This window comes from Bacillus sp. PPSBB_2 (assembly GCF_045291115.1).
In the GTDB taxonomy this organism is placed as follows: Bacteria; Bacillota; Bacilli; order Bacillales; family Bacillaceae_G; genus Bacillus_A; species Bacillus_A cereus.
This window is the reverse complement of sequence record NZ_CP147983.1, coordinates 2,727,142-2,748,167: the sequence shown is the minus strand read 5'-3', so window position 1 is coordinate 2,748,167 and position 21,026 is coordinate 2,727,142. Positions and strand designations below refer to the sequence as shown.

Here is a 21,026-nt window from a genome sequence, read left to right as displayed (position 1 = left end):
GGTTCTTAGGATTTATTCTCATGTTTTACCGAACATGCAGGAAGAAGGAGTAAAAAATTTTAGTAAAAGTATCTTTGGATAGCTAACGTTTTCAAAATGTTTGTATTTTATAACAAAAAGCCAAACAAATCTTGTATTAACAAGGTTTATTCACCTTAACATATGTTATTATGTATAATACATATGTTAAGTAAATTCAGAATAACGAGGCAAATATTATGGACTTTGTTTATATTAATCAAAACGTATTAAATAATCTTCTATACATTTTATGTAGTATATTTGTTTTTTATTTCATATATGATAGCAGGCATTATTTGAAAAAATACAAAATATTACTGATTACCCTTTGTTCTAGTATCCCGCTTATTTTATGTATGCGATACCCTATCTATATGGATGAAAGTTGTATTCATGATTTAAGACAAATTCCGGTCATAATAGGTACGCTTTATGGTGGATTCCCTGTCGGTATCATATTGTTTACAATTTTATTAATTACAAGATTTATATTTTATGGCTTTAATATGCTAACAGTCGTTGTTTACGGAATAATGTTCATCGTTACAGCACTCGCATCTTCAAAATTTAATACATATAATAGAAAACTTAAAGTAGCTTTTTCCATGTTTTTAACCTTTTTCCTAGCAATATTTACAACTTTAATTGTATTAACTTTATCAGATTTTGAAGTAAATAATTTGTATATTATTTATTTCATGGTATTACCGACTACTTTAATGTTATTTATTGTTTATATAAATGAAGTTATAAAAGATGCTGTATTAATGCGCTCTAAATTAATTAAAATGGAAAAAATGGAGATTGTTAGCCAACTCGCTGCAAGTATATCGCACGAAGTAAGGAATCCCTTAACGGTTGTAAAAGGATTTACACAGCTTTTAAAAACACAAAATTTAACTCCTGAATCAAGAGACGAATATATTAAACATATACTTGAAGAGTTAAATCGTGCCCAAGAAATTATCGATGATTACTTAACGTTTGCCAAACCTGCTCCAGAAAAATTAGATCAAATTTCAGTAAAACAAGAGTTAAATCGAGTTATTAATATGATATTGCCATTGTGTAATATGAATACGATACATATTACACAGGATTTTTCTGAGGCAACCATTGTTGGTAATAAACAGCACTTTCAACAATGTTTTTTAAACTTAATAAAAAACAGTATTGAAGCAATGCCTAATGGTGGTACCTTAAATATTTCCTCATCTATCAATAATAGTAAAGTTGAAATACGAATTGAAGATAGCGGAGTTGGAATGTCACAGGAGCAAATACATCGATTCGGTGAACCGTATTTTAGTACAAAAACAAAAGGAACTGGTTTAGGTACAATGGTTGCTGTTAAGATTATTGAGACGATGCATGGAAGTTTAAAAATCCGAAGTATCGTTAGTAAAGGAACGACTTTAACGATTACGTTCCCGAAATATAATAAGAATACGCATTTAGACAAATAAAAAAGGAGCATAGTTGCTCCTTTTTTATTTGTTTCGATACATAAGTATCTTCAATGTTTTTTTAGTTTACATTTGTGAAGACTAATTAAAAATTAGTATCCTCCGCCCCAGCAGCTGCATCCTACAATTATTAATAGAATGAATAACACAACTAGTAAAGCGAAACCTCCACCAAAACCACAAGAACCACCGTAACTCATATTTTCTCCTCCTTTTGGTTTGAAAACTAATAGGTAGTTGATCATTTTAACTGGTTCGTATTATACATTATGTATATATCCCTTTTTTGAGCATGTCTACATAAAAATAAGTAAAAGCACTCGTTTAAAGAGTGCTTTAAAATGGATACCAAAAGTTTTGAAATACGTTTAATTTTAAATATACCGCAACAATAAATATGAAAATACCGGCAAATAAAGCAAGGAAATCTTCACGTTTCGCCTTACTTGTATAAAACCATGTACGTTTATCCTTCTTTCCAAATCCTCTTAAATCCATTGCATTTGAAACTGTATCTATTCTTTCTAGAGAATGAATGATTAGTGGCCAGAAAATTAAAACACGGTTCTTCATACGAACCCATAAACTTGCTTCTCCTTTTTCAAAAGCCACTCCTCTCGCTTCTTGCGCGTGTTTAATAATTTTATACTCAGACTGGATGTCAGGAATATAACGTAGTGCAATATTTATTGCATATGTAATCTTATAATGAATACCAAGTTTACTTAAGCTACTTACAAATTCGCTTGGATCTGTCGTGTAAATAAAAAGAAGTGTAAATGGTAATAACGTAAAATACTTTAATGAAAGTGTAGCTGCATAAAATAATGTTTCATATGTAATCGTTGCATATCCAACATGTAAAAACGCGGTATATGATTCAGTTAATTCAGATCCATGAGTTGGTGTAATAAATAAAATCATGACAGAGTTTAATAAACTAAATGTAAATATGACACTAAAAACAATTAAAATTTTACGAAATGGAATTTTAGCAATGCTGAGTCCGATACACCCAATAATAAATAATATTAGCAACACCCGAAAATCAAAAAACAAAAAAGTAAGCGTCATACAAAAAATAAATAAAAACAATTTCACTATCCCATCCATACGATGAAAATATGTACTATGCACCTTCCTCCCTCCTATTACTGTCTAAATAAAGCTCCATAAATTTTTCTGGACATGCAATCCCACTAAATTTAACAAGCTTGGTTAAAGAACTCTCTCTTAAGTTGGCTCTTTGTAACGTTTCTTGATTGCCTAATACATCAAACACTGTATTATCCGCAATAATTTTCCCTTCATGTAGAACTACTGCACGGTCTGTATATTCTAGCGCGAGATTCATATCGTGAGTGATAAAAACAAATGAAATTCCCTTTTTAGCTAGGTTTTTAATAAACGACATAAATTGTTTATAATGATAATAATCTTGTCCCGCTGTCGGTTCATCTAATATGATAAGCTTAGGATTTGTTGTTAATACAGATGCGATTGTTAGTCTCTTTTTTTGCCCATAGCTTAGTGCTTGAATTGGCCAATTACGAAATGGATATAAACCACAAATTTTTAAAATCCCTTCTACTTTATTCTTAATTTCTTCCTTAGAAAAATTATGTAATGTTAATGTAAATGAAACTTCTTCAAAAACAGTAGACTGTGTAATCATATGATTTGGATTTTGCATCACGTAAGATATGATTTCCCCACGTTTACGAATAGACCAAGAACTAATATCTTCACCTTTTAACGAAATTTTCCCATTTTTCATTTTGTTTATACCTATAAGACTATGAGCTAATGTTGATTTCCCTGCTCCATTATGTCCTAACAGTGCCACAATTTCTCCTTCATATATTAAAAGGTTTACATTTTCTAATACTTTTTGTTTATTAGGGTATGAAAATGATAAATTCTCCACTTTAAGTAATTCCTTGTTTTTAGCATTCCTTTCTAATATGACTTGTTTCTCCATCCACTCTTTTATAACGTTGCTTACCTTTTCTTTTTGAAGGTTTTCCATTGGATATATTACGTCATTATTACGATCAAAATGTAATCTCTTTAATGCTTCGATGTAAATAGGCTCTCTTAAGCCAATACGTGGTAATATATTTGACGCTAAGATTTCTTTTGGTGTTCCCATCGCAATGACTTTACCTTCATCAATTAATATAACTTTGTCTAAATCCAGTTTTAAAATTTCTTCTATCCTATGTTCGATAATAACAATCGTTTTATTATACTGCTCATGTATATCTTTCATAAGTTCTATCGTATGTATGGCGCTTAGTGGATCTAAGTTCGCTAATGGTTCATCGAACAATAATATATCCGCATTTGTTGTTAATAAACCAGCAAGAGAAACTGTTTGCTTTTGACCTCCTGATAATTCATGTGGACTTTGTTTATGAAACGTATGCATCTTCACCTTTCTTAATGAGTCCGAAACAATCTTTTTCATGTTATCTTGCTTTACACATTCATTTTCTAAATAAAAAGCTACATCTTCTTCTACTGTCAGACCAATAAATTGAGCATCTTGATCTTGTAAAATTGTTCCTACCTGTTTACTTTGTTCAAAAATACTTCCTTCCCTCGGATCTTTACCGGCAATTAAAACGTTACCTGTACTAGTCCCTTCGTAAGAAAATGGGATTAGCCCATTTATACAATGAGCTAATGTCGACTTTCCTGAACCACTTCGTCCAGCAATTAGTACTTTTTCCCCAGGGTATATATGAAAGGTAATATCACTTAAAGTAGGCTGCGCAGCATGCCCATATTGAAAGGTAAATTGTTCAAACGAAATAATTGGTTGCATGTTAACATCCCTACTTTTCAATTTTTAAATGTGTATGTTTCTTATTAGATTTGGCCAAGCCAATTGTAAGTGGCAATCCAAGTACTAAGAAAACGATAACATCGGAAATTGTTGCTCCTAATACTTGTATAACAATTTTGTCAAATGGTTCTCCCATCACAATAATATCGAATGCCCCAGCAAATATAATAGCAATGACAATACCAACTAGCCCAGTAATTGCTAAATAAGATATATCCCCCTTGTTAAACGACCCGTTTTTCACACTAAAGCCAACTCTTTTTTGAATAAGACCCATTGAAAAACCAATAATACCTGAACTAATAACCCGCAACTTATACTATCTTAAAATATGTCCATTCAGACAAACACAGTAAACCGTTGAGTTTTTCTATGTTATTGAATTGGACACTTCTCTATATGAAAAATGATTAAAATTAAGTGCTGTAATTTGTTTTGGTAATAAAATTTTCCCATCTTAATTATTTTGATTGGACACTTTTTTCATTATTTAAATAAAAAACCGGAATATTAATTACATCTTCTAGCCGAATTTATTTTCTATTTCATTCGCTTAATTAAAATATACATTTTATGGAGTAATCTTATCTTTTTTATAAGACATAGTAACCAGAAAATTATCCAGCATGTTTTCACCTATGCAAGCTTAATAATCATAGTTACTAAACAAGGAAAGATTAAGTGTTAAATAAGGATAACTTCAAGGAATCATATACCTGCGTTTTATGCAACTAATTATTTTGAACATAAATTTCATTTGTATGTTTAAAAGTAATAAAAATTGTAAATAAATACTTTTAAGATTTATTTTAGGAGGTGTTTTAAATGTCAATAATTTGCGCTAATGTTAAAATTTACGGAACTAGGCCACTGTTATTTAACAGATTTACTGAGGATGCAATCCCAATAACAAAACAAGAAAAATGGGGAGTTCCAGGAAACAACCCTGAAGAATGGAAAAAAACTTTTCAAGCTACCCCACAAGGACAACTTTATTTGGATCCTATTTATATTTTCTCTTGTTTACGTGCGGGAGGAAAGTTTATATCTAAAGGAAGAGGAACATTAGAACCAGAAGTGTCTTCAACACTCCAAGTACTAGATAATAAGATATTCATTAACAGGTTTCTTCCCCCTATTAATGAAATAACAAGGGATGATAAAAAAGATGTATATATTGATGTACGGCCGGTTTCAAGAAGAGGAGTAAAAAATATACGTTATCGTCTAGCCATTTCATCTGGTTGGGAAACAGAGTTTAGTATTATATGGGAAGGAACCTTAATTAATCGTGAACAAATGAGAGCTATTTGCCACGATGCAGGTGCTTACGCTGGGTTAGGAGACGCAAGAAAAGTAGGATTTGGACGATTCCATGTCACTGATTTTAATATTGTTCAGGAAGTAGCACATGCCTAAGAAAAGAACTCCTTATGAAACGTGGAGAATAAACATAAGACCAATTATATGGAACAGAGATAATAGACAATGTATACGTTGTAAAAAATCAGTCTTATTAAATGAATGTCATATCGATCACATAGTTAGTGGGCTAAGTGGGGATAATAAAATCCGAAATTTACGTACCCTTTGCAGAAAATGTCATGTTCTACGTGCAGATCACTTCCATCAAGGTATGATTGCAAAAGCTTTAAAAGACAGAGTTATAACAGCAGATTGGCGTAAACATGTTTGGGAAGAAGATTCACTATTAAGAAAATAGAATAGATTTTTGATAGTACTTAATAAACAAACGAACACAATGTTTAATAAAATTTATGAGGTGTATTTAAAAAGCTGAACTAAATGTATGGTACGATTTGATACGGTTATAAATTAAAACAAATTCATATTTAAACTAAATTGTTTTAATTTTATATGATATGAATAATCTCTAAAGAATATGATAGTGTCGAAACAGTTAAAACTGTTCAATAGGAGTTGACTTCCCTATTGCTGAAGAGATAGGTCATTAAATAAGGTTAGGATTGGTATGGTACATCCCGGTTGGGTTCGGTTCGGTGGTGTTTGGTATAGCACGGTTTGATACGGTAATTTAATAATTGTTGGAGACATTCTCTATTAAACCTAACCTATTATGTATAGTATATTCTCTAACAACTAAGACAATTGACAAATAATATCCTTTAATCTTTAATTTCGTTCCCATTTCAAATAAATAATCAACACCTAAAAATACTTTTAAGTTCTTTTATATCGTTTTTAAGTACTATAGTGTTCTTACATTCATTTGTACACTTCTCTAATCTGATAGAGAGGTGATACATTTGTCTGCTTTCTTAAAATTAGTAGGAGAAAACATCCGATTATTACGAAAAAAAAGAGGATTGACACAAGAAGAATTAGCTGAACGAATCAATTTACAACAAGCTTATATTGGGGGAGTTGAACGTGGAGAAAGAAATATTTCCATGCTTACTCTACAAAAAATTGCTGTTGGTCTAGAGGTTTCACCTGAAAAAGTGTTAGACTTAGGTAATATCAATTTACTCGAAAACCCTCAAAGAGAGGAATTTCTAAGTATCATTACTTCTCTAATTCATCAAAAAAATATGGATGAATTGCAATTCATACTAAAGTTTATTCATAACTTCTCTGAGTTCGTAGAAAGTAATAACATAAAATAATGTCTGTAGCAAGTCCTTAAATACATACTTGAAACCTTAAATGTTTAAAATTATCTAAAATCACTAAAAAGATTTCCTCGCTCATCAGAAAAATTCTCATTTTATCTACAGCTGAAATGTAAAGTACTTCCTATCCACTTTCGAACTTAAGAAATTTAATATCATTTAATAAAAAAAGTTACCCTTTTTAGTCTACCCTATTTAAAAAGGATAACTTTTTTATATTTTTTAATTCATAACTTCATCTTTTTAGGTTCTATCGCTAATTTTTTTGAAATATCAACAAGTAAAAAGCCCCTTTACTCTGAACATGGTAATAACATCAGCTCTATTTTTTGCAAAAAAACGCACCTTAAAACAGATTGAAATGTTAGTGGTTTTCCATATCCTAACCTTCGTCTAAAATCGTTTTTTTACGAATCCAAACAGCTAATACAATCATGCCATGACAAAAATAAGTAGATATTATAGATATCAATAACGGCACTGTTAATTGTGTAAATGTAACCGAGTTCTTTCCGAGAATTGCTTTAAAAAGCTGTGTCCATTTCATATTGTAGTAACATCCGATTGCAATCACTACAAAACATAGAAACAACTGTAAACATATATTCCAAAACGCTCGCCAAGTTGTATGAATAAGTAAGGAAAATTCTCGACACGATGCATCAGAACTATATGCATTCATGTTATTCTCAACAGAAATCCTATTAATCGTATAGCTCCCTATCATTACACTGAATATGGTAAATATCGGTGAATAAAATCCTAATAATAGTAAAAATATACTCCGTATGAAGACATATAATGGATTTCTCTCTTTAATCAGTTTACTCCTCATTAAATCCTCAATTTCACGAGTACTTAATTTCTCTTTTTGTTTTTTCTTGTTTTTCTTCTTTGCTTGTTTTGATTATTTTTCCCATTCACGCAATTGATCTCTTAACACCTTCATTTCCCTCTACCCCCCCTGAATAAACCCAACATTCTGTCAATAATCCAGAAAACCCATTAAGTTACTTTCTCCTTGCTCCCCCTTGGAGAACCGAGCAGTTAGCTTTTGCTAGCTGCTCTTTTTTTAGCTTTCATTGTCACTCCTACTACAGCATTTTCATATATTATTGTGTAGCTGCATCTTTTCAGTTGTGAGCTCATTCATTTTATTTCTTAAAAACATTCATGAAGTATTGTGCACTATATACTCTGAGGAAGAGCGCTGTTCGAAGGCGCTCTTTTTTATCCTAATAATCCTCACAATTTTGTACATACTAATCATAAGCTGCTTTCTTAACAGTGTTTGCAGCCCGGAACCTTTTGGTAATGGAGCAGTTAACTTTTGTTAGTTGCTCTTTTTTTGCAGTACAGGTACCTATTTACTTTAAAATGAATAAACTACCTTGAACCTTACTTTATAGACATTCATTGGTTCATAACTCCCAAACATAACCCTAATACACAGAATGTTTTTTAAGCGAGCCCTCTGACATAAGTGCTCGTTTTATTTTAGCGATTTTCCACAAAATGAAATTTCCATATTAATCCTCGTCTAACGGCATAACAGTTAAATAATTACGAGCTTTCTTTTTGCTATCTACTCTCTTTCTATGAGCTGGTGTTTTATAAAAGAGTATTGTTTTAGGAAGTACGCCCCAATGTTGAGCGCACTCCTGTACAGTTCTATTACATATTAGCGATTCACCTTTATAAATGTCGTACTCCTTTAACTCCATTATCCAATTCCCTTTTTCTCTAAAATTCAAGCTTATTTTCACCTCCACATAATATTTTAAATTCATCGATTCAGTTGTCAATATTTCCCTTATTTTAATACACTATTGGAATTTCAAGTGATATTCTATTTTTAAATTTTTTAGGTACCGCTAAGTACTTGATTAAATTATGAGATGTTTATAATTACACAGAATTCAAAACATATCCCTTATGTTTTAGATATTATAAGTATTTATTAATAATATTGAGATGCTATTGCAAAATTGTAAGGGGTTATTTCACTCTCTTCGGCAAAGCTGATCCTGAATGTTCAATTACCGGATGAACATGAACATTAATTTTGGCATTACTAAAATAATTCTCACCTTGATCCCAATTCTTACTTATTTTCTTCCATTCTTTATAATTATTCCGCTTATATACTTCTCCTAACGCTAATACATCCACCTTATATTTTTTTTGAACAAGCTTTATTGATTTTTGAATCCTTTGCTCCATCTCTTTTGAAATATCCTTCGTTAAGCGTTTTTCATTCATGAATTTTTTATGATCATTAAAATGCACCTCTGCCAAAGTACCTTCGAGAAATAGATGAATATTAAACTTCGGTTTTGTAGTATTTTCAGTAAATACCTTTATTTTTCGGTGTAGCTTATGAATTTCATANCCGGTGTTTCCTGTTGGTCCCGTGTTTCCTGTTGGTCCCGTGGCTCCCATTGGTCCGGTGTTTCCTGTTGGTCCCGTGTTTCCTGTTGGAAATGTAAAAGAAGGGATAGGTGGAAATGTAGGACCAATCAAGTTTGGATTTAATGCAGCAGAACTCAAAACATTATCTGGTATAAGACCTCTCCATTTTTTTTCATTTAACATAATTCACCTCCAAAAAACTCTTTTCATAACTAATAAATTCATTAGATAAACAAAATAGCATCAATAAAAAATATCACAGCATTTTTCATAAAAAATGAGATGTGTAAACCATCCTCCCTTAATAAATAAATTTCACATTCAGAGGTATTTTGTTTTATCAATTTACAAGAGATAAAGAAATATTAGAAAGCGAAAAAAACACCAATTTGTTACGTAAACCGGTGCATGAGGAACGTGAAGAAATAACAAAAAATTCAATCCATGAGAGAAGAACTACGACGCACTTAAGAAGAATTTAAAACATCGAAAAAAGATATACAAATATATCACAAACAACATGAAGACTATTACATAACATACGATCTGTTCAAAAGACTAAACGACTAGTTGCTCCTACTATAGAAAATAAACATCATTAATAGAGATTCTATAGAGATTTTTATACTAATACAAAACATCTATAAGCCCCAAAACTCCAATATCTTTAACATGTATGACATCATTCATATTATAATACAAAGGGAAAATTCAAGAACTTAATGGTATCAAAGGTTTGTGCATTTTCTTTTCTACCGACAAATCAAGTCACATTAACTGGACTTGTATACAATATTCATCATAATTTTTTCGAAAATGTGGACAAGCATATTAGCAAAATGAGTAATTTCGAATATAAATAATTATAGTAGGGGTACAGCCAACGTATAAATATAGAATCCACACTAATTTGATACATTATTTTGTTAGAGCCAAATTAGCTAGATAAAAGGAGGTGAATTGTTTTGAACTCATATTTTCCAAAACGGAAGAAAAACTGCCGTAGACTTTTTCCTGCCTTCCCAGCTTCTTTCCCTCCTATTGTGAGAGATAGATTTCTTTATGTATCAAGTGCTCTTAATAATACAGTAGAAATTTATAATATTATCAATCCTACAACTCCTGCACATGTGGGGCAATTTAATACAGGAGATTTAAGCTTCCCTTCCGGATTGGCTATTACAAACACTACTCTTTATGTAGCAAATCAAGATAAAAACATGATAGAAATTTATAATATCTCCAATCCTATATTCCCTCTTCGTGTAGGAGAATTTAATGTAGGAAATTTAAATATTCCTGCCGGCTTGGCTACTACAGGGAACATTCTTTATGTAGCAAATGCTGGCGATAATACTATAGAAATTTATAATATTTCTAATCCCATGGATCCTATACGTATAAGAGGGTTTACTGAGAGGAATTTAAATACTCCTGCTGTATTAGCTATTACAGGTACTACCCTTTATGTAGCAAATGCCTTCGGTAACAATGTAGAAATTTATGATATTTCTAACCCTATAATTCCTGTACATGCAGGGGAATTTAATGAAATAAATTTAAATTTCCCTAATGGATTGGCTGTTTTTACATTATTCAGCTGGTTAGTTCTGGTTTAATCACACAACTCCCCATAATACTGAATTCCGATAATAAGGTGCTATGTTTACTTCACATGTATAGAATATTCCCTATTTAAATCCATTAGAAAATCATTTTATTATGTTTAATAATTGACTTATTAAATTTCAAATTCGTGGTCAGTGGATATACGTATCACTTCAACGGAAACAAACATTCTTTGCGAAGTTTGAAAAAAACATAAACACCTTTGTAAAAAAAGAACTACTTTTAGGGAGTAACTAGTAATTGTTGAAGTTCACTGTACGTTGAAAAGGCGGAGATTTTTTGAAGACTTCGCCTTTGTTTCTCAATAGGTATGAATGCTCTTAATAACTTTTATCGTATATGAAGCATAAAAAAATTCTGCAAATTTAACAACACATCTCTTAATATGCCTATTATCCTGTTCTCTAGAATGTATTTTCATACTCAGAATATCGGAATTGTATATAATAATAAAAATAATCAATAAAATGATATCGGTGTAAAGCCCATAGGGTATATACTTTGCTGTGTATATCCTACATGAGGATAATGGTGTCTAATTTTATGATTATGTGGCATATGTTGCACAGCATGCATCGTTGCTTGAGCTCCATGCGTTGTACAGACTGAACCTATTACTCTATTTTTATTATAATACATATTTATCATAACATGTCACCACAGTTAATAATTAAAATAAATGTTTACATAATATGTCTAAAAATCAAATAAAGTGTTTTAAATAAAAGCTACACATATTTAAGCATTGTTCTGAGGGTACCCTGCTAGTATATCAAAATATTGTGCTAGTGAAGTTTCAGGTTTTGCACTTTGTTTCAAGATTACTTCTACATTTTTCTCAGAAAAAAATAGACAGATATTTCGACTTGAGAGTAATTATTCAGAAAAAATAATTACTTATTTATCCTTTAGCAAAAATATTTACGAACATAGTCTATAAATTATCCTTTATCTTAATTAAATGAAACGACAGTTCCTTTTTTATTTCGTAATTGCCTAAGTTCTAATTCCAGATCATTTATTTTTTTTACAAGTTCTGCACGTTCCAAGTCCAATAATTTATTCTTTTCGGCAAGTCGATGAACCTCAGCTTGCAAGTATCCATTATGTACTTTCAAATTATTGAATTCTATTTGGTCTATAATGGCTTTATCAATAAAGTTTTCAAGTTCTGACATTCGTTCCTGATTTTTTCTTTCTTTATTTTTTGATAATAAATCTTGCTTTTCAATATCATCAATACGTTTTTCAATATATAAACGCAATGTATTTGGATTGTTATAAACGGTACTTTTGGAAATACTTATTGCCTTACATATCCCACGAATATTTAAGTTTATCGACTTAATTTCTTTGAGCGTTTTGTTAATTCGTTCTTCGGTTTCTAAGAAATATTGTTCAATCGTGATAAATTGTTCTCGAGTACTTTCCTTATAAAGACTTAAATCACCTAAATTAAACTGTTTTAAATGTTCCTGAGTTGCAGCTATAATGTTTTCGCGCTCCATTTTTTCACTTCCTTTTCAATGTCATTAATGTTCTCTACAATACTTTCCAATTCAGGATATTTGTCACAAATCCCTCCAGACCTTATTTCATCTTTAAGTAACATTAATTCGGGATTCAATTTTCTTTCAATATACTTTTTGATACCTTTTAATTCTCTTTCAAGTTCATTACGATACTTTTTGTTTTTCTCGTACAATTTTTCATTATATGCAACGATACTCGCTTTTTCTTGGAATCTCTTTAATGAGAATGGTAATTCTTCTAACGAATGAATCTGAACACCAAGATAATAAGCATCATTAATACTTGATATATATTGATTACGTTCACATAATTTATTAAAGGACTTCGCACATATACCTAATTCTGTATCCGCAATCGGGGTGTCAGTTCTTGAAAGTTTAGATACGATTTCTTCTATATCTGTGAAAATATTCAGTTTGTTTTTTTTCAAAAATTTATTTATTTGATTATATACTTCTTGATATTCTTCAGTTCGAAGTTCTTCTATTATATATTTATCAGAGATGTCATTTATATTTGTATTCAGTGTCAAACCATCCTTTGTGGACCTCTTTTTCAACGTTTCAATCGCATTTATCTCTATTTTTTTTATCTCGTTAAATCTAATATAATGTTGAGTCATTTCTTCAGTTAAATGGTTCATATGCTGGCGAATAAAGTCTAGATGATAACCTTTATTGTATAAAATTGTAGCTAATATAACTCGATATTGATGAAAAGTAACATAGTATATATCTTTATCCATTTCATCATCTGGAACAAACTTTAGCGATTTGTAGTTTCTCTTTCGCGTCACAGAAAATTGACTTACATCGTAATCGATAATTTTATCGAGCTGTAATTGATTTTGATGTCGATAAAAAAATTGCACTAGACGCATACGTAATAAAGTTTTTGACACTTCTTTCCCCTTATCGTTTACAAATAAATATTGTGTTTTCCTTCTTTCTTTGTATATTTCCGTTAGCGTTCTATATGCTAGCAAGGCATTTTCTGTTATAAAACTTCTAGTCCATTTATATTTTTTTTCTTTTACTGTTTTGTAAGTCTTAAAGTTAAGATAATAAAAGACTTCATACTCACCTTTAACTCCTATTTCATCTAGCATACCTATTTCTAAGATTCTGAATTCACCGATACGCATTCCAGTGTCGGCTAATAAAACAATCATACACGCAGCTGCACGTTGAGTAATGAGTAAATCTTCATTTCTTAAATCTTGAATAGCAAGAGAAATTATTTTGTTGTGTATATCCAGCGGAACAAATTTATGTTTCCCTTGTTCTCTCTCAATTTTAATTTTCCTACTGTCATGTTTATTAAGATATTTATAACAATCCGAAAAATTAACATCAGGTACTCTAAGTTCTATCTCCAACAAAAACGTCTTAATAGCATGTTTTTTATCTGCTAAATTCCGTTCAGATGGTGCATTAGCTAAAAATCCTTTAAGAAAAGAAGCATCAATAAGATTAGGATAGTACATATAATGATTAGATAAATGATAAATGAAATCTCTAACATAATAGAATCTTTTCTTTACAGTTGTAAAACGAAGGTGTCTATTAAATAACTCTCTTAAAATCATATATTTAGCATAATTTTTATATGTTGTATCTAATTGGGTAAAATCATAATGATATGCCCAATTCTCATTTGAAAACCTTTTAAATTCATTAAATTCCCATATATCATTTGCAAAATTTATATTAGGAGTTACAGAAAAATCCACAATTTTTTTAAAATTTAAATTGATAAGTTCTGCTCGTACATTTTTATAAGTTGGTAATTCTTCTAAAGATTTAAGCTTTTGCTCCATCTTGTCCACCCCCAATTTTTTCAAGTAGTTTTACATAATAGGCTGTATATAATTTAAGTTGTGCTTCGATCATACCTCGTTCTTGGCTATTTAATGTACTTTCTTTTATTGTTTTTAGCGTTGTTATGTGTTTCTTAAATAACGGTATTCTATTGGCGGTAGTAGCAAAATGAGGACAAATGAGACATTCGTATTGTTCCTCTTCAATTACACAACCTCTTTGATTACATCCACCAAGTCCATCTTCTACTGGATTAAGATCTTCAACATCTTTTTCTTCCAAGATGTTCCCATATACATCAACTGATGAAACCGTAACTCCTGCAAAAATTTCAGCATATGTTTGAACTTCCGTAGCTTTACGATAATACTTCTTAGCTGTATGAATACTATTTCCAGACATTTGAACGATCACAGAAGTTGGTATTTTATCATTTATACCTTCGGTATATATATTATTTATAAAAGTAGATCGAAGATCATAAGGACGATATTTACCATCAAGCTGTCCTTCCAATTCTTTTTGATTCTTCGAAAAAACATTCCAAAATTGCCAAGTAAAATCTATGATCCTCCCTTTTACTTGGTCATCTTCTTTCACAAATATATATTTTTTAATATCTGTACTAGCTTGACTATATGCATTTTCTGTGAGACTTATAGCCTTTTCAATAAGATTAATTTTTTCAATTGTTAGAGTCAATTTAATCTTTTGATTACCAGTTCCCTTTGAATAGTATTGAATTACACCAGCTTGCTCATATTTCTCTAAAATACAGTCTCTTTCTAAATTGAATATTTCCCCCAAACGAATTTTAGTAGTAGTGGCCAAATTAAAAATTATATAACAAAGTTCCCCCATAATACTCTGTGACCTTTTTTCTTGAAACTTTTTAGAAAATGAATTGATATCATGTTTAGTCATTGGATTTCCACCATCATAATCTTGAGGTTTTTGCTTAAGCATATCGATTAACAAGATCGGAATTTGATATTTATTTTTATAAAATTTCAAAAAGCTCCTACATGCCTTTACATAAGTATTTACTGTATGTGTATTTGTTTCTTTACCACCTATATAGAAACACCATTGTTCCAGCAAATCCGCATTTACATAGACATTCTCATCAACTTTGTTTAATTGTTTATAGCTAGAGATAAAATTCAAAAATTCAATGACCGTATAAATATTTCTTGCCATCGTTCTGACCGACATACTAGTTTGTTTCCAAGCATAAGCTTTTAAATCTTCACGAAGAGACTTATCTTTAACTTGTAAAAAATCAATACCGCACGGCCTATTTTTAGAAGTATTTGCATAACCATCAGAAGGTATTAGCTGCCATCTATTTTCAAACGGTACCTCTTCAAAAGGATTATAATGAATTAACTTATATCCTCTTTCATAGTAAACAGAGAAACTATTTTTCCCTAAAACGTGTTCGTTGTATAGCGTTCCCTCGAAAATATTGTGTTGAATGCCTTGCTCTTTTATAACCTTGCAAAGGTACATATAAAATCGAACAAGGTATCGAGAAAGTGTATAACTTTGTTCATTAAATAAAAGAGTTAACTCATTAAGCCTTCGATTTTGATAAAATCGATATTGTTTTTTAAAAACTTCGAACGTAAAATCAGCAATAGAATACGGCTCCTTATTCATCGACATTAAACTATAACGAAACAAGTATAAAAAATACCTTAGTAAAAGAGGTTGTTGTTCTTCACTTTGATAAAACCCTATAAGTAAGGATTTTATTTGACTGTTAGAAATATTTAAGTTAAGTATGTTGGCTTTACTACTCTTATTATCTCTCGTTATCATTTGACCTTCCGGAATAAAGTGCAGCTGGTCTAGTGAACTATCCAGAGGAAAGTTAGTGCTAATTCGATCTAAGAAATACTCATTTTTTCCTAAGGTGGTCCTTCGTTCTTCCTGAATCAGAAATTCTTTATTTTCCTTTAGTTTATTAAAATCTACCATATTTAAATGTCTATTTTCTATAGTGTAAAGATATAAATCGGACAACATTATTCTTGCTATCCTCTTGGTTTGATCACTCCAAGTCTTGTATTCTCGAATACACTTCATACTCACACAATATTGTTTCCAAGAAAAATGCTGGATAGTGTAATTTTTCAATATACTGTATAAGAATCTATCCAGATTGTAACGAATTGAATTACGAACATATACAGAAAGACATTGATTTAAATAACTATCCTCAAAAAATTTCCAAAACAAAGATTTAAACTCTTCATTTTTCAGATGATTTTCTACATACTGTTTAAATGTCTTACTTAATTTAATTGGGAATTTATCAAATTTCAATGACTTCGTTGCTGTTGTCATAGCCTTAAACCTCTCTTAGTTAGCTTATCTTGCTTACTAGCGAAAACAATTAAGTCATCTTCTGTTGGATTAAAATATGCTCGCACACTGTTAGTATTTGAATGACGCATAACATAAGCTAACTTAATCTCATCAAACCCTTCATGTAACACCTTAAACATTGCAAAACCATGACGAAAACGATGGTTAAGATTATCAGTTTTCTTTCCTCTATCAATTTGGATCCCAACTTGTTGAAAAATGTTTTTCATAATCCTATTCCAAGCTCCGCCAGCTATTGGTGTGTAATTTTTACTAAGAAAGACGTATGCATTTCTATCAATATCCATTTCACTAACTTTATCGGCTATATTTTTTTCCAAGTAATTTTTATATGCTTTATCACTCAGGGAAAAAGGAGAAGTAGTTTCATCAATATATTCTTGAATTAAATTAAATGTTTTAGATGAAATATTAATAATTTGAAAACCACCACCCTCTGTATTATAAATCTCTTTAGTGTAATTATTGCGTGATATAATCTTTAAACAACCTTTTGCGTATTGCCAAGGCTTATCTGTAAAACGATTCCTTAATATTAATCGGCACCTACCTTTTTGTTTTGTTATATGTCCTCCTTGAATGTCCTCTAAAGTTAAACCTAAAACCTCACCAATTCTAAGCCCATATTCATACATTAATTTGACTATAATCTTCTCTCGAAGTGTATATTTATCCTCAATTAAACTCATCAATTCTGAATATTCGGTGTATTTTATGTATTTAGGGACTATAGTTGTTTTAACTTCCTTTAAGTTCATTGAGTATTTGTGTACTTCTATTGCATTAGCTTTAGAGTTAAAAGCACTACCACTACCTATAATTTTTTTTATCCCACTTTGTTCTTCAAATACGTTGCCTTTTATCCCTAAATAACGAAAAAATTTTCTATAAACTCCTAAATAAGAATTAACAGTATCATTCTTCCGTACAGTCATAAAATCATACGATATGTATTGTCCAATACATTGACCACCTTGCAGAAAAGTTATAAATTTTTTCTTGTCATCCACATCTAAATATCTTATTTCTGTATTAAAAAGCTCAATGTATGAATAAAGTAACTTTAAAGCGCGAAGTGCTAATTCTCTTTTGCTAAATCCCTCATTTCCTAGTTCTTCATTTAGGTATTTATAAGTATCAAAATAAACTTTTCCATTTGTACCCATAACCATCATGTATAAAAAATCATTATGTCTTTTGGTGATACCAGCTACCATTACTTCATATAATACATTTCCTCTAATTCTCTTATAACTATTTCCCCAATACCCCTTATATTCAGTGATTCTATCCATATTTCTCCTCCTCTCTAAAACTCCCCTATAACTTCCAGAAATAACCTTAATTAACATATTACCATACTGGACATTTTTTAACATAGGTTAATTTTTTAGGGCAAAAAAAAATACACATCACTGTGTTTTTTAATTCTTTTTTAACTTAGTGTAGTGGACAATTTAATAAGGTAGGATAACAGCCCCACCAAATACCCCAGCCAGCAATCGTATCTGTTACGGTATGACCGATAAGTCCGATTAACAGTCCTGCCACTGGACCAAATAATGCTCCAAAAACAGTTAATATAGCTAATGCAGGTTTAATAAATGTATTCGGTGCAATAGAAAACCCCCAAAGTCCTAATATCCCGTATAATGCTGCTCCAATACCAATTGCTACTACTAACTTTGTTGATAATTTGTTCATGACAATTCCCCTCTCATATTAGTCAACTTTTATTACTCTATATTTAATTTAAAAATGAATTATGCATCGACACTCCCTTTCTATACAACAAAAAAATGACCTCTTACATAAGAGGTCATTTTCTTTCACTTTCAAGAATCCTCTTATCTTTCAAAAAACACATCGTGTCCTCTGCGGAATTAGCACCTTCCTATAAAATTGCATAGGGGTTGCTGAGGTTTCTTAGGGCCGTTCCCTCCACCTCTCTGGATAAGTATTAATTTGTAATTCGTATTATGGCACTAAAGAATGTAAATTTCAAAACTTTTCTTACTATTTTTATTTTTTATTAAATAGCGCATTTAAATCATTGTATTCTTATCGGAATTGTGAAATAATGAATTCAAAATCGTTTCGGGAGGAATGCATTATGAAAGTTATTGGTTTGATTGGAGGATTAAGTTGGGAATCTACATCATTATACTATAAACATATTAATACACTTACACTCTCTCAATACGATCAAAATGCGAAGCTAATTTTATATAGTATGGACTTTGGTGAAGTAACTACTTTATTACAAAACTATCAATATGAAGAAGTGAAAAATGAACTAGTTACAGTTGCAAAGAAAGTTGAAAAATCTGGGGCTGAATGTTTATTAATGTGTTCAAATACTGTACATCTATTTGCCGAGGAGGTAGAACAAGCAATATCTATCCCGCTTCTTCACATTGGTGATGTAAGTGCTAAAGAAATGGTAGAACAGAATATAAAACGTATCGGACTATTAGGAACAAAACAAACAATGGAGCAAGATTTCTATAAATCACGATTAGCGAAATATAACATTGAGACAATTATCCCAAATGACGAGGAAAGAACTTTTATCCACCATGTCATATTAGATGAATTAAGTAGAGGGATCATTTCAGAAACATCTAAAAAAAGGTTATTACAAATTACAAAATCATTAATTCAAAACGGCGCTGAAGGTATATTATTAGGCTGCACTGAAATACCTTTACTCATCTCCCAAAATGATCTTACTGTTCCCGTTTTTGATACTGCTTTTTTACATGCAAATACTGCTGTACAATTTGCTGGATAAGAATACACAAGCATAAAGGTGAGAACCTCTATGCTTGTATACAGTTACGACTATTTATCCCGCTATTTGCAGGCAGTAAAGCCCCACCAATTAAAGTTTTACTTTATTTAAAAGAGATTCAATAACTGCAATGGCTTCTTTTGAACCACCACATTCTAAAAAGCTATCATTAAGTTTTCTTATACCATGTTTATACTTTTCATTTGAAAGTACATCTGTTACGGCCTCTTTTAAAGTGTACACATTAACATGTTCTTTCAATAGTCTATGTGCTGCTTCCAGTTCAGTTAATCTTTGCGCTATCATAGGCTGATCTTTATCATGCGGTATTATTACAAATGGGACATTATAATGAATGGCATCGTGTACGCTATTCATACCGCCATGTGTAATAAAAACATCTGCTTCATTTAATATTTCTGATTGAGGTACGTATGGAGCAATTATAAAATTATCTGGCGTTTGCTTTATTTTTGAAATATCATTTCTATCACCAATTGCCATTACAACTATCCCATCAAAATCTGAAAAAGTATCAATACAAGTATTAAAGAATGGTTCGAGTCCTTCAAGCAGTGTTCCCATTGAAATGTAAATAACTTTCTTTTCTTTAAGTGATTCCAGTGGAAATTTTATATTTGTTTTACGCTTTGAAATACTCGGTCCAATAAAAATGTTATTTTCTCCGAACGATTCGCTATTAGGTTGGAAATAACGACTTGTGTATACGAGACAAACATCACCTTTATTATTCATAAATTGAAGATTATTCTTTGGTTTTACTCCAAATTTATGTTCCATCTGATTTAGTAATTTTTCAGAGATTTCCTCTGGTTGGAATGGCATATCTGCATTTGGATGAAAAGGTAATGTCTTCAAAAATTCTGGCGGAATTAAAAATATAGGTGAGGACACTACACCTGGAACTTGTAAATACTCCTTTACTAACTCTCCTGCGCCAAATATATCATACATTACGAAATCAAAATTTATACTTTCACATAATTGTTTCGTAATTTCTAATATATATAAAGAAGTCTGAACATGCATATGAAAGAAAGCATTTAACCCAGATGAGGTTTCAGCATCAATAGAAATCTCTTTTAATAGATCCGGATGAGTATGTACAGTAGCTCCTAAATCTTCAATTCTATCCTTAAAGTTTGCCGTTGTAATATAATGTACGTTATCCCCTCGTTCAGTAAAGGCTTTTACTAAATTTAATGTAGGGTTTACATGTCCCTCTGCTGGAAAATTAACCACTAAAATATTTAGCACTTATTCCTCACTCCTTACATTTCATTGTTTTAATTAAGCATACTGTTATTTGTACAAGTAATCTTCCCTTAATAGTCCTAATATGCTTGCTACATTATATTGATAAATAATTTTCAGTCATCAACATAAAAAAAGCATCTACCTATGTAGATGCCTAACCGTGATAAGGAGTGT

At 30.8% G+C, this 21,026-nt stretch carries 17 protein-coding genes, 5 pseudogenes and 1 riboswitch; of the genes and pseudogenes, 7 read left to right on the top strand and 15 right to left on the bottom strand.

The annotated features are described in order from the left end of the window. Positions 1-4: 4 nt before the first annotated feature. Both V6946_RS13745 and V6946_RS13740 read left to right on the top strand, forming a co-directional pair. A pseudogene (locus tag V6946_RS13745) lies at positions 5-82 on the top strand (integrase); the annotation flags it as partial. A 136-nt stretch (positions 83-218) separates the two neighbouring features. Then, complete coding sequence (locus tag V6946_RS13740; RefSeq protein WP_006915378.1) at positions 219-1,487, top strand: LytS/YhcK type 5TM receptor domain-containing protein; 1,269 nt, start codon at positions 219-221, stop codon at positions 1,485-1,487. A gap of 92 nt (positions 1,488-1,579) precedes the next feature. Here the strand turns inward: V6946_RS13740 and V6946_RS13735 are convergent, their stop codons facing one another. The 4 genes and pseudogenes from V6946_RS13735 to V6946_RS13720 all read right to left on the bottom strand — a co-directional run. Further along, a complete protein-coding gene (locus V6946_RS13735) occupies positions 1,580-1,687 on the bottom strand; it encodes a YjcZ family sporulation protein (RefSeq protein WP_000120182.1) in 108 nt (35 codons plus the stop codon). 136 nt (positions 1,688-1,823) lie between these two features. Next, the gene (locus V6946_RS13730) at positions 1,824-2,624 is read right to left on the bottom strand and encodes an energy-coupling factor transporter transmembrane protein EcfT (protein WP_006915341.1); all 801 of its coding nucleotides are present in this window, start codon (positions 2,622-2,624) and stop codon (positions 1,824-1,826) included. Next, a complete protein-coding gene (locus V6946_RS13725; RefSeq protein ID WP_325826022.1) occupies positions 2,617-4,317 on the bottom strand; it encodes an ABC transporter ATP-binding protein in 1,701 nt (566 codons plus the stop codon). The genes V6946_RS13730 and V6946_RS13725 overlap by 8 nt, the downstream gene beginning before the upstream one ends. Positions 4,318-4,327: 10 nt before the next feature. Next, a pseudogene (locus tag V6946_RS13720) lies at positions 4,328-4,645 on the bottom strand (ECF transporter S component); the annotation flags it as partial. 518 nt (positions 4,646-5,163) lie between these two features. On the opposite strand from V6946_RS13720, the gene V6946_RS13715 reads away from it, so the two are divergent. The 3 genes from V6946_RS13715 to V6946_RS13705 all read left to right on the top strand — a co-directional run bounded on the left by V6946_RS13715 (position 5,164) and on the right by V6946_RS13705 (position 6,986). Further along, entirely contained in the window at positions 5,164-5,757 is a 594-nt protein-coding gene (locus tag V6946_RS13715; protein ID WP_366982214.1) for a hypothetical protein, read from the top strand. Continuing rightward, positions 5,750-6,061 carry an HNH endonuclease gene (locus V6946_RS13710; protein ID WP_033691661.1) on the top strand — a complete coding sequence of 104 codons (312 nt, stop codon included), beginning with the start codon at positions 5,750-5,752 and terminating at the stop codon, positions 6,059-6,061. The genes V6946_RS13715 and V6946_RS13710 overlap by 8 nt, the downstream gene beginning before the upstream one ends. 565 nt (positions 6,062-6,626) lie before the next feature. Further along, a complete protein-coding gene (locus V6946_RS13705; protein ID WP_366982215.1) occupies positions 6,627-6,986 on the top strand; it encodes a helix-turn-helix transcriptional regulator in 360 nt (119 codons plus the stop codon). A 388-nt stretch (positions 6,987-7,374) separates the two neighbouring features. On the opposite strand, the gene V6946_RS13700 is transcribed toward V6946_RS13705, so the two are convergent. The 3 genes from V6946_RS13700 to V6946_RS13690 all read right to left on the bottom strand — a co-directional run bounded on the left by V6946_RS13700 (position 7,375) and on the right by V6946_RS13690 (position 9,587). Continuing rightward, positions 7,375-7,674, bottom strand: coding sequence for a hypothetical protein (locus V6946_RS13700; RefSeq protein ID WP_366982222.1), 300 nt, complete (start codon positions 7,672-7,674; stop codon positions 7,375-7,377). Between the two features lie 847 nt (positions 7,675-8,521). Next, positions 8,522-8,716, bottom strand: coding sequence for a hypothetical protein (locus V6946_RS13695; protein WP_366982221.1), 195 nt, complete (start codon positions 8,714-8,716; stop codon positions 8,522-8,524). Positions 8,717-8,990: 274 nt separating this feature from the next. Continuing rightward, positions 8,991-9,587, bottom strand: a complete 597-nt coding sequence (locus V6946_RS13690) for a Ger(x)C family spore germination C-terminal domain-containing protein (protein ID WP_406622339.1) — start codon at positions 9,585-9,587, stop codon at positions 8,991-8,993. A 782-nt stretch (positions 9,588-10,369) separates the two neighbouring features. Between V6946_RS13690 and V6946_RS13685 the strand changes: the two genes are divergently transcribed. Continuing rightward, a complete protein-coding gene (locus V6946_RS13685) occupies positions 10,370-11,023 on the top strand; it encodes a hypothetical protein (protein WP_366981561.1) in 654 nt (217 codons plus the stop codon). 232 nt (positions 11,024-11,255) lie between these two features. On the opposite strand, the pseudogene V6946_RS13680 reads toward V6946_RS13685, so the two are convergent. From V6946_RS13680 to V6946_RS13650, 7 genes and pseudogenes are all read right to left on the bottom strand, one after another. After that, a pseudogene (locus V6946_RS13680) lies at positions 11,256-11,436 on the bottom strand (IS6 family transposase); the annotation flags it as partial. A 338-nt stretch (positions 11,437-11,774) separates the two neighbouring features. Continuing rightward, positions 11,775-11,897: pseudogene (locus V6946_RS13675) on the bottom strand (Ger(x)C family spore germination protein); the annotation flags it as partial. 89 nt (positions 11,898-11,986) lie between these two features. Further along, positions 11,987-12,541, bottom strand: a complete 555-nt coding sequence (locus V6946_RS13670) for a hypothetical protein (protein WP_366981564.1) — start codon at positions 12,539-12,541, stop codon at positions 11,987-11,989. Further along, positions 12,520-14,385 (bottom strand): tyrosine-type recombinase/integrase, encoded by a 1,866-nt coding sequence (locus V6946_RS13665; RefSeq protein ID WP_366981565.1) that lies wholly within the window; start codon positions 14,383-14,385, stop codon positions 12,520-12,522. Before V6946_RS13665 ends, V6946_RS13670 begins: the two co-directional genes overlap by 22 nt. Further along, positions 14,369-16,738, bottom strand: coding sequence for a tyrosine-type recombinase/integrase (locus tag V6946_RS13660; protein WP_366981566.1), 2,370 nt, complete (start codon positions 16,736-16,738; stop codon positions 14,369-14,371). The genes V6946_RS13665 and V6946_RS13660 overlap by 17 nt, the downstream gene beginning before the upstream one ends. Continuing rightward, complete coding sequence (locus V6946_RS13655; RefSeq protein WP_366981567.1) at positions 16,735-18,075, bottom strand: tyrosine-type recombinase/integrase; 1,341 nt, start codon at positions 18,073-18,075, stop codon at positions 16,735-16,737. Before V6946_RS13655 ends, V6946_RS13660 begins: the two co-directional genes overlap by 4 nt. 181 nt (positions 18,076-18,256) lie before the next feature. Continuing rightward, a pseudogene (locus tag V6946_RS13650) lies at positions 18,257-18,484 on the bottom strand (ECF-type riboflavin transporter substrate-binding protein); the annotation flags it as partial. A 140-nt stretch (positions 18,485-18,624) separates the two neighbouring features. Beyond that, positions 18,625-18,740, bottom strand: a riboswitch (SAM riboswitch). Between the two features lie 153 nt (positions 18,741-18,893). Between V6946_RS13650 and V6946_RS13645 the strand changes: the two are divergent. Next, positions 18,894-19,574 carry an aspartate/glutamate racemase family protein gene (locus V6946_RS13645; protein ID WP_000864374.1) on the top strand — a complete coding sequence of 227 codons (681 nt, stop codon included), beginning with the start codon at positions 18,894-18,896 and terminating at the stop codon, positions 19,572-19,574. A 90-nt stretch (positions 19,575-19,664) separates the two neighbouring features. Here the strand turns inward: V6946_RS13645 and V6946_RS13640 are convergent, their stop codons facing one another. Beyond that, on the bottom strand, positions 19,665-20,852 hold the full coding sequence (locus V6946_RS13640) for a macrolide family glycosyltransferase (protein ID WP_006915255.1): 1,188 nt from the start codon (positions 20,850-20,852) through the stop codon (positions 19,665-19,667). Positions 20,853-21,026 lie beyond the last annotated feature (174 nt).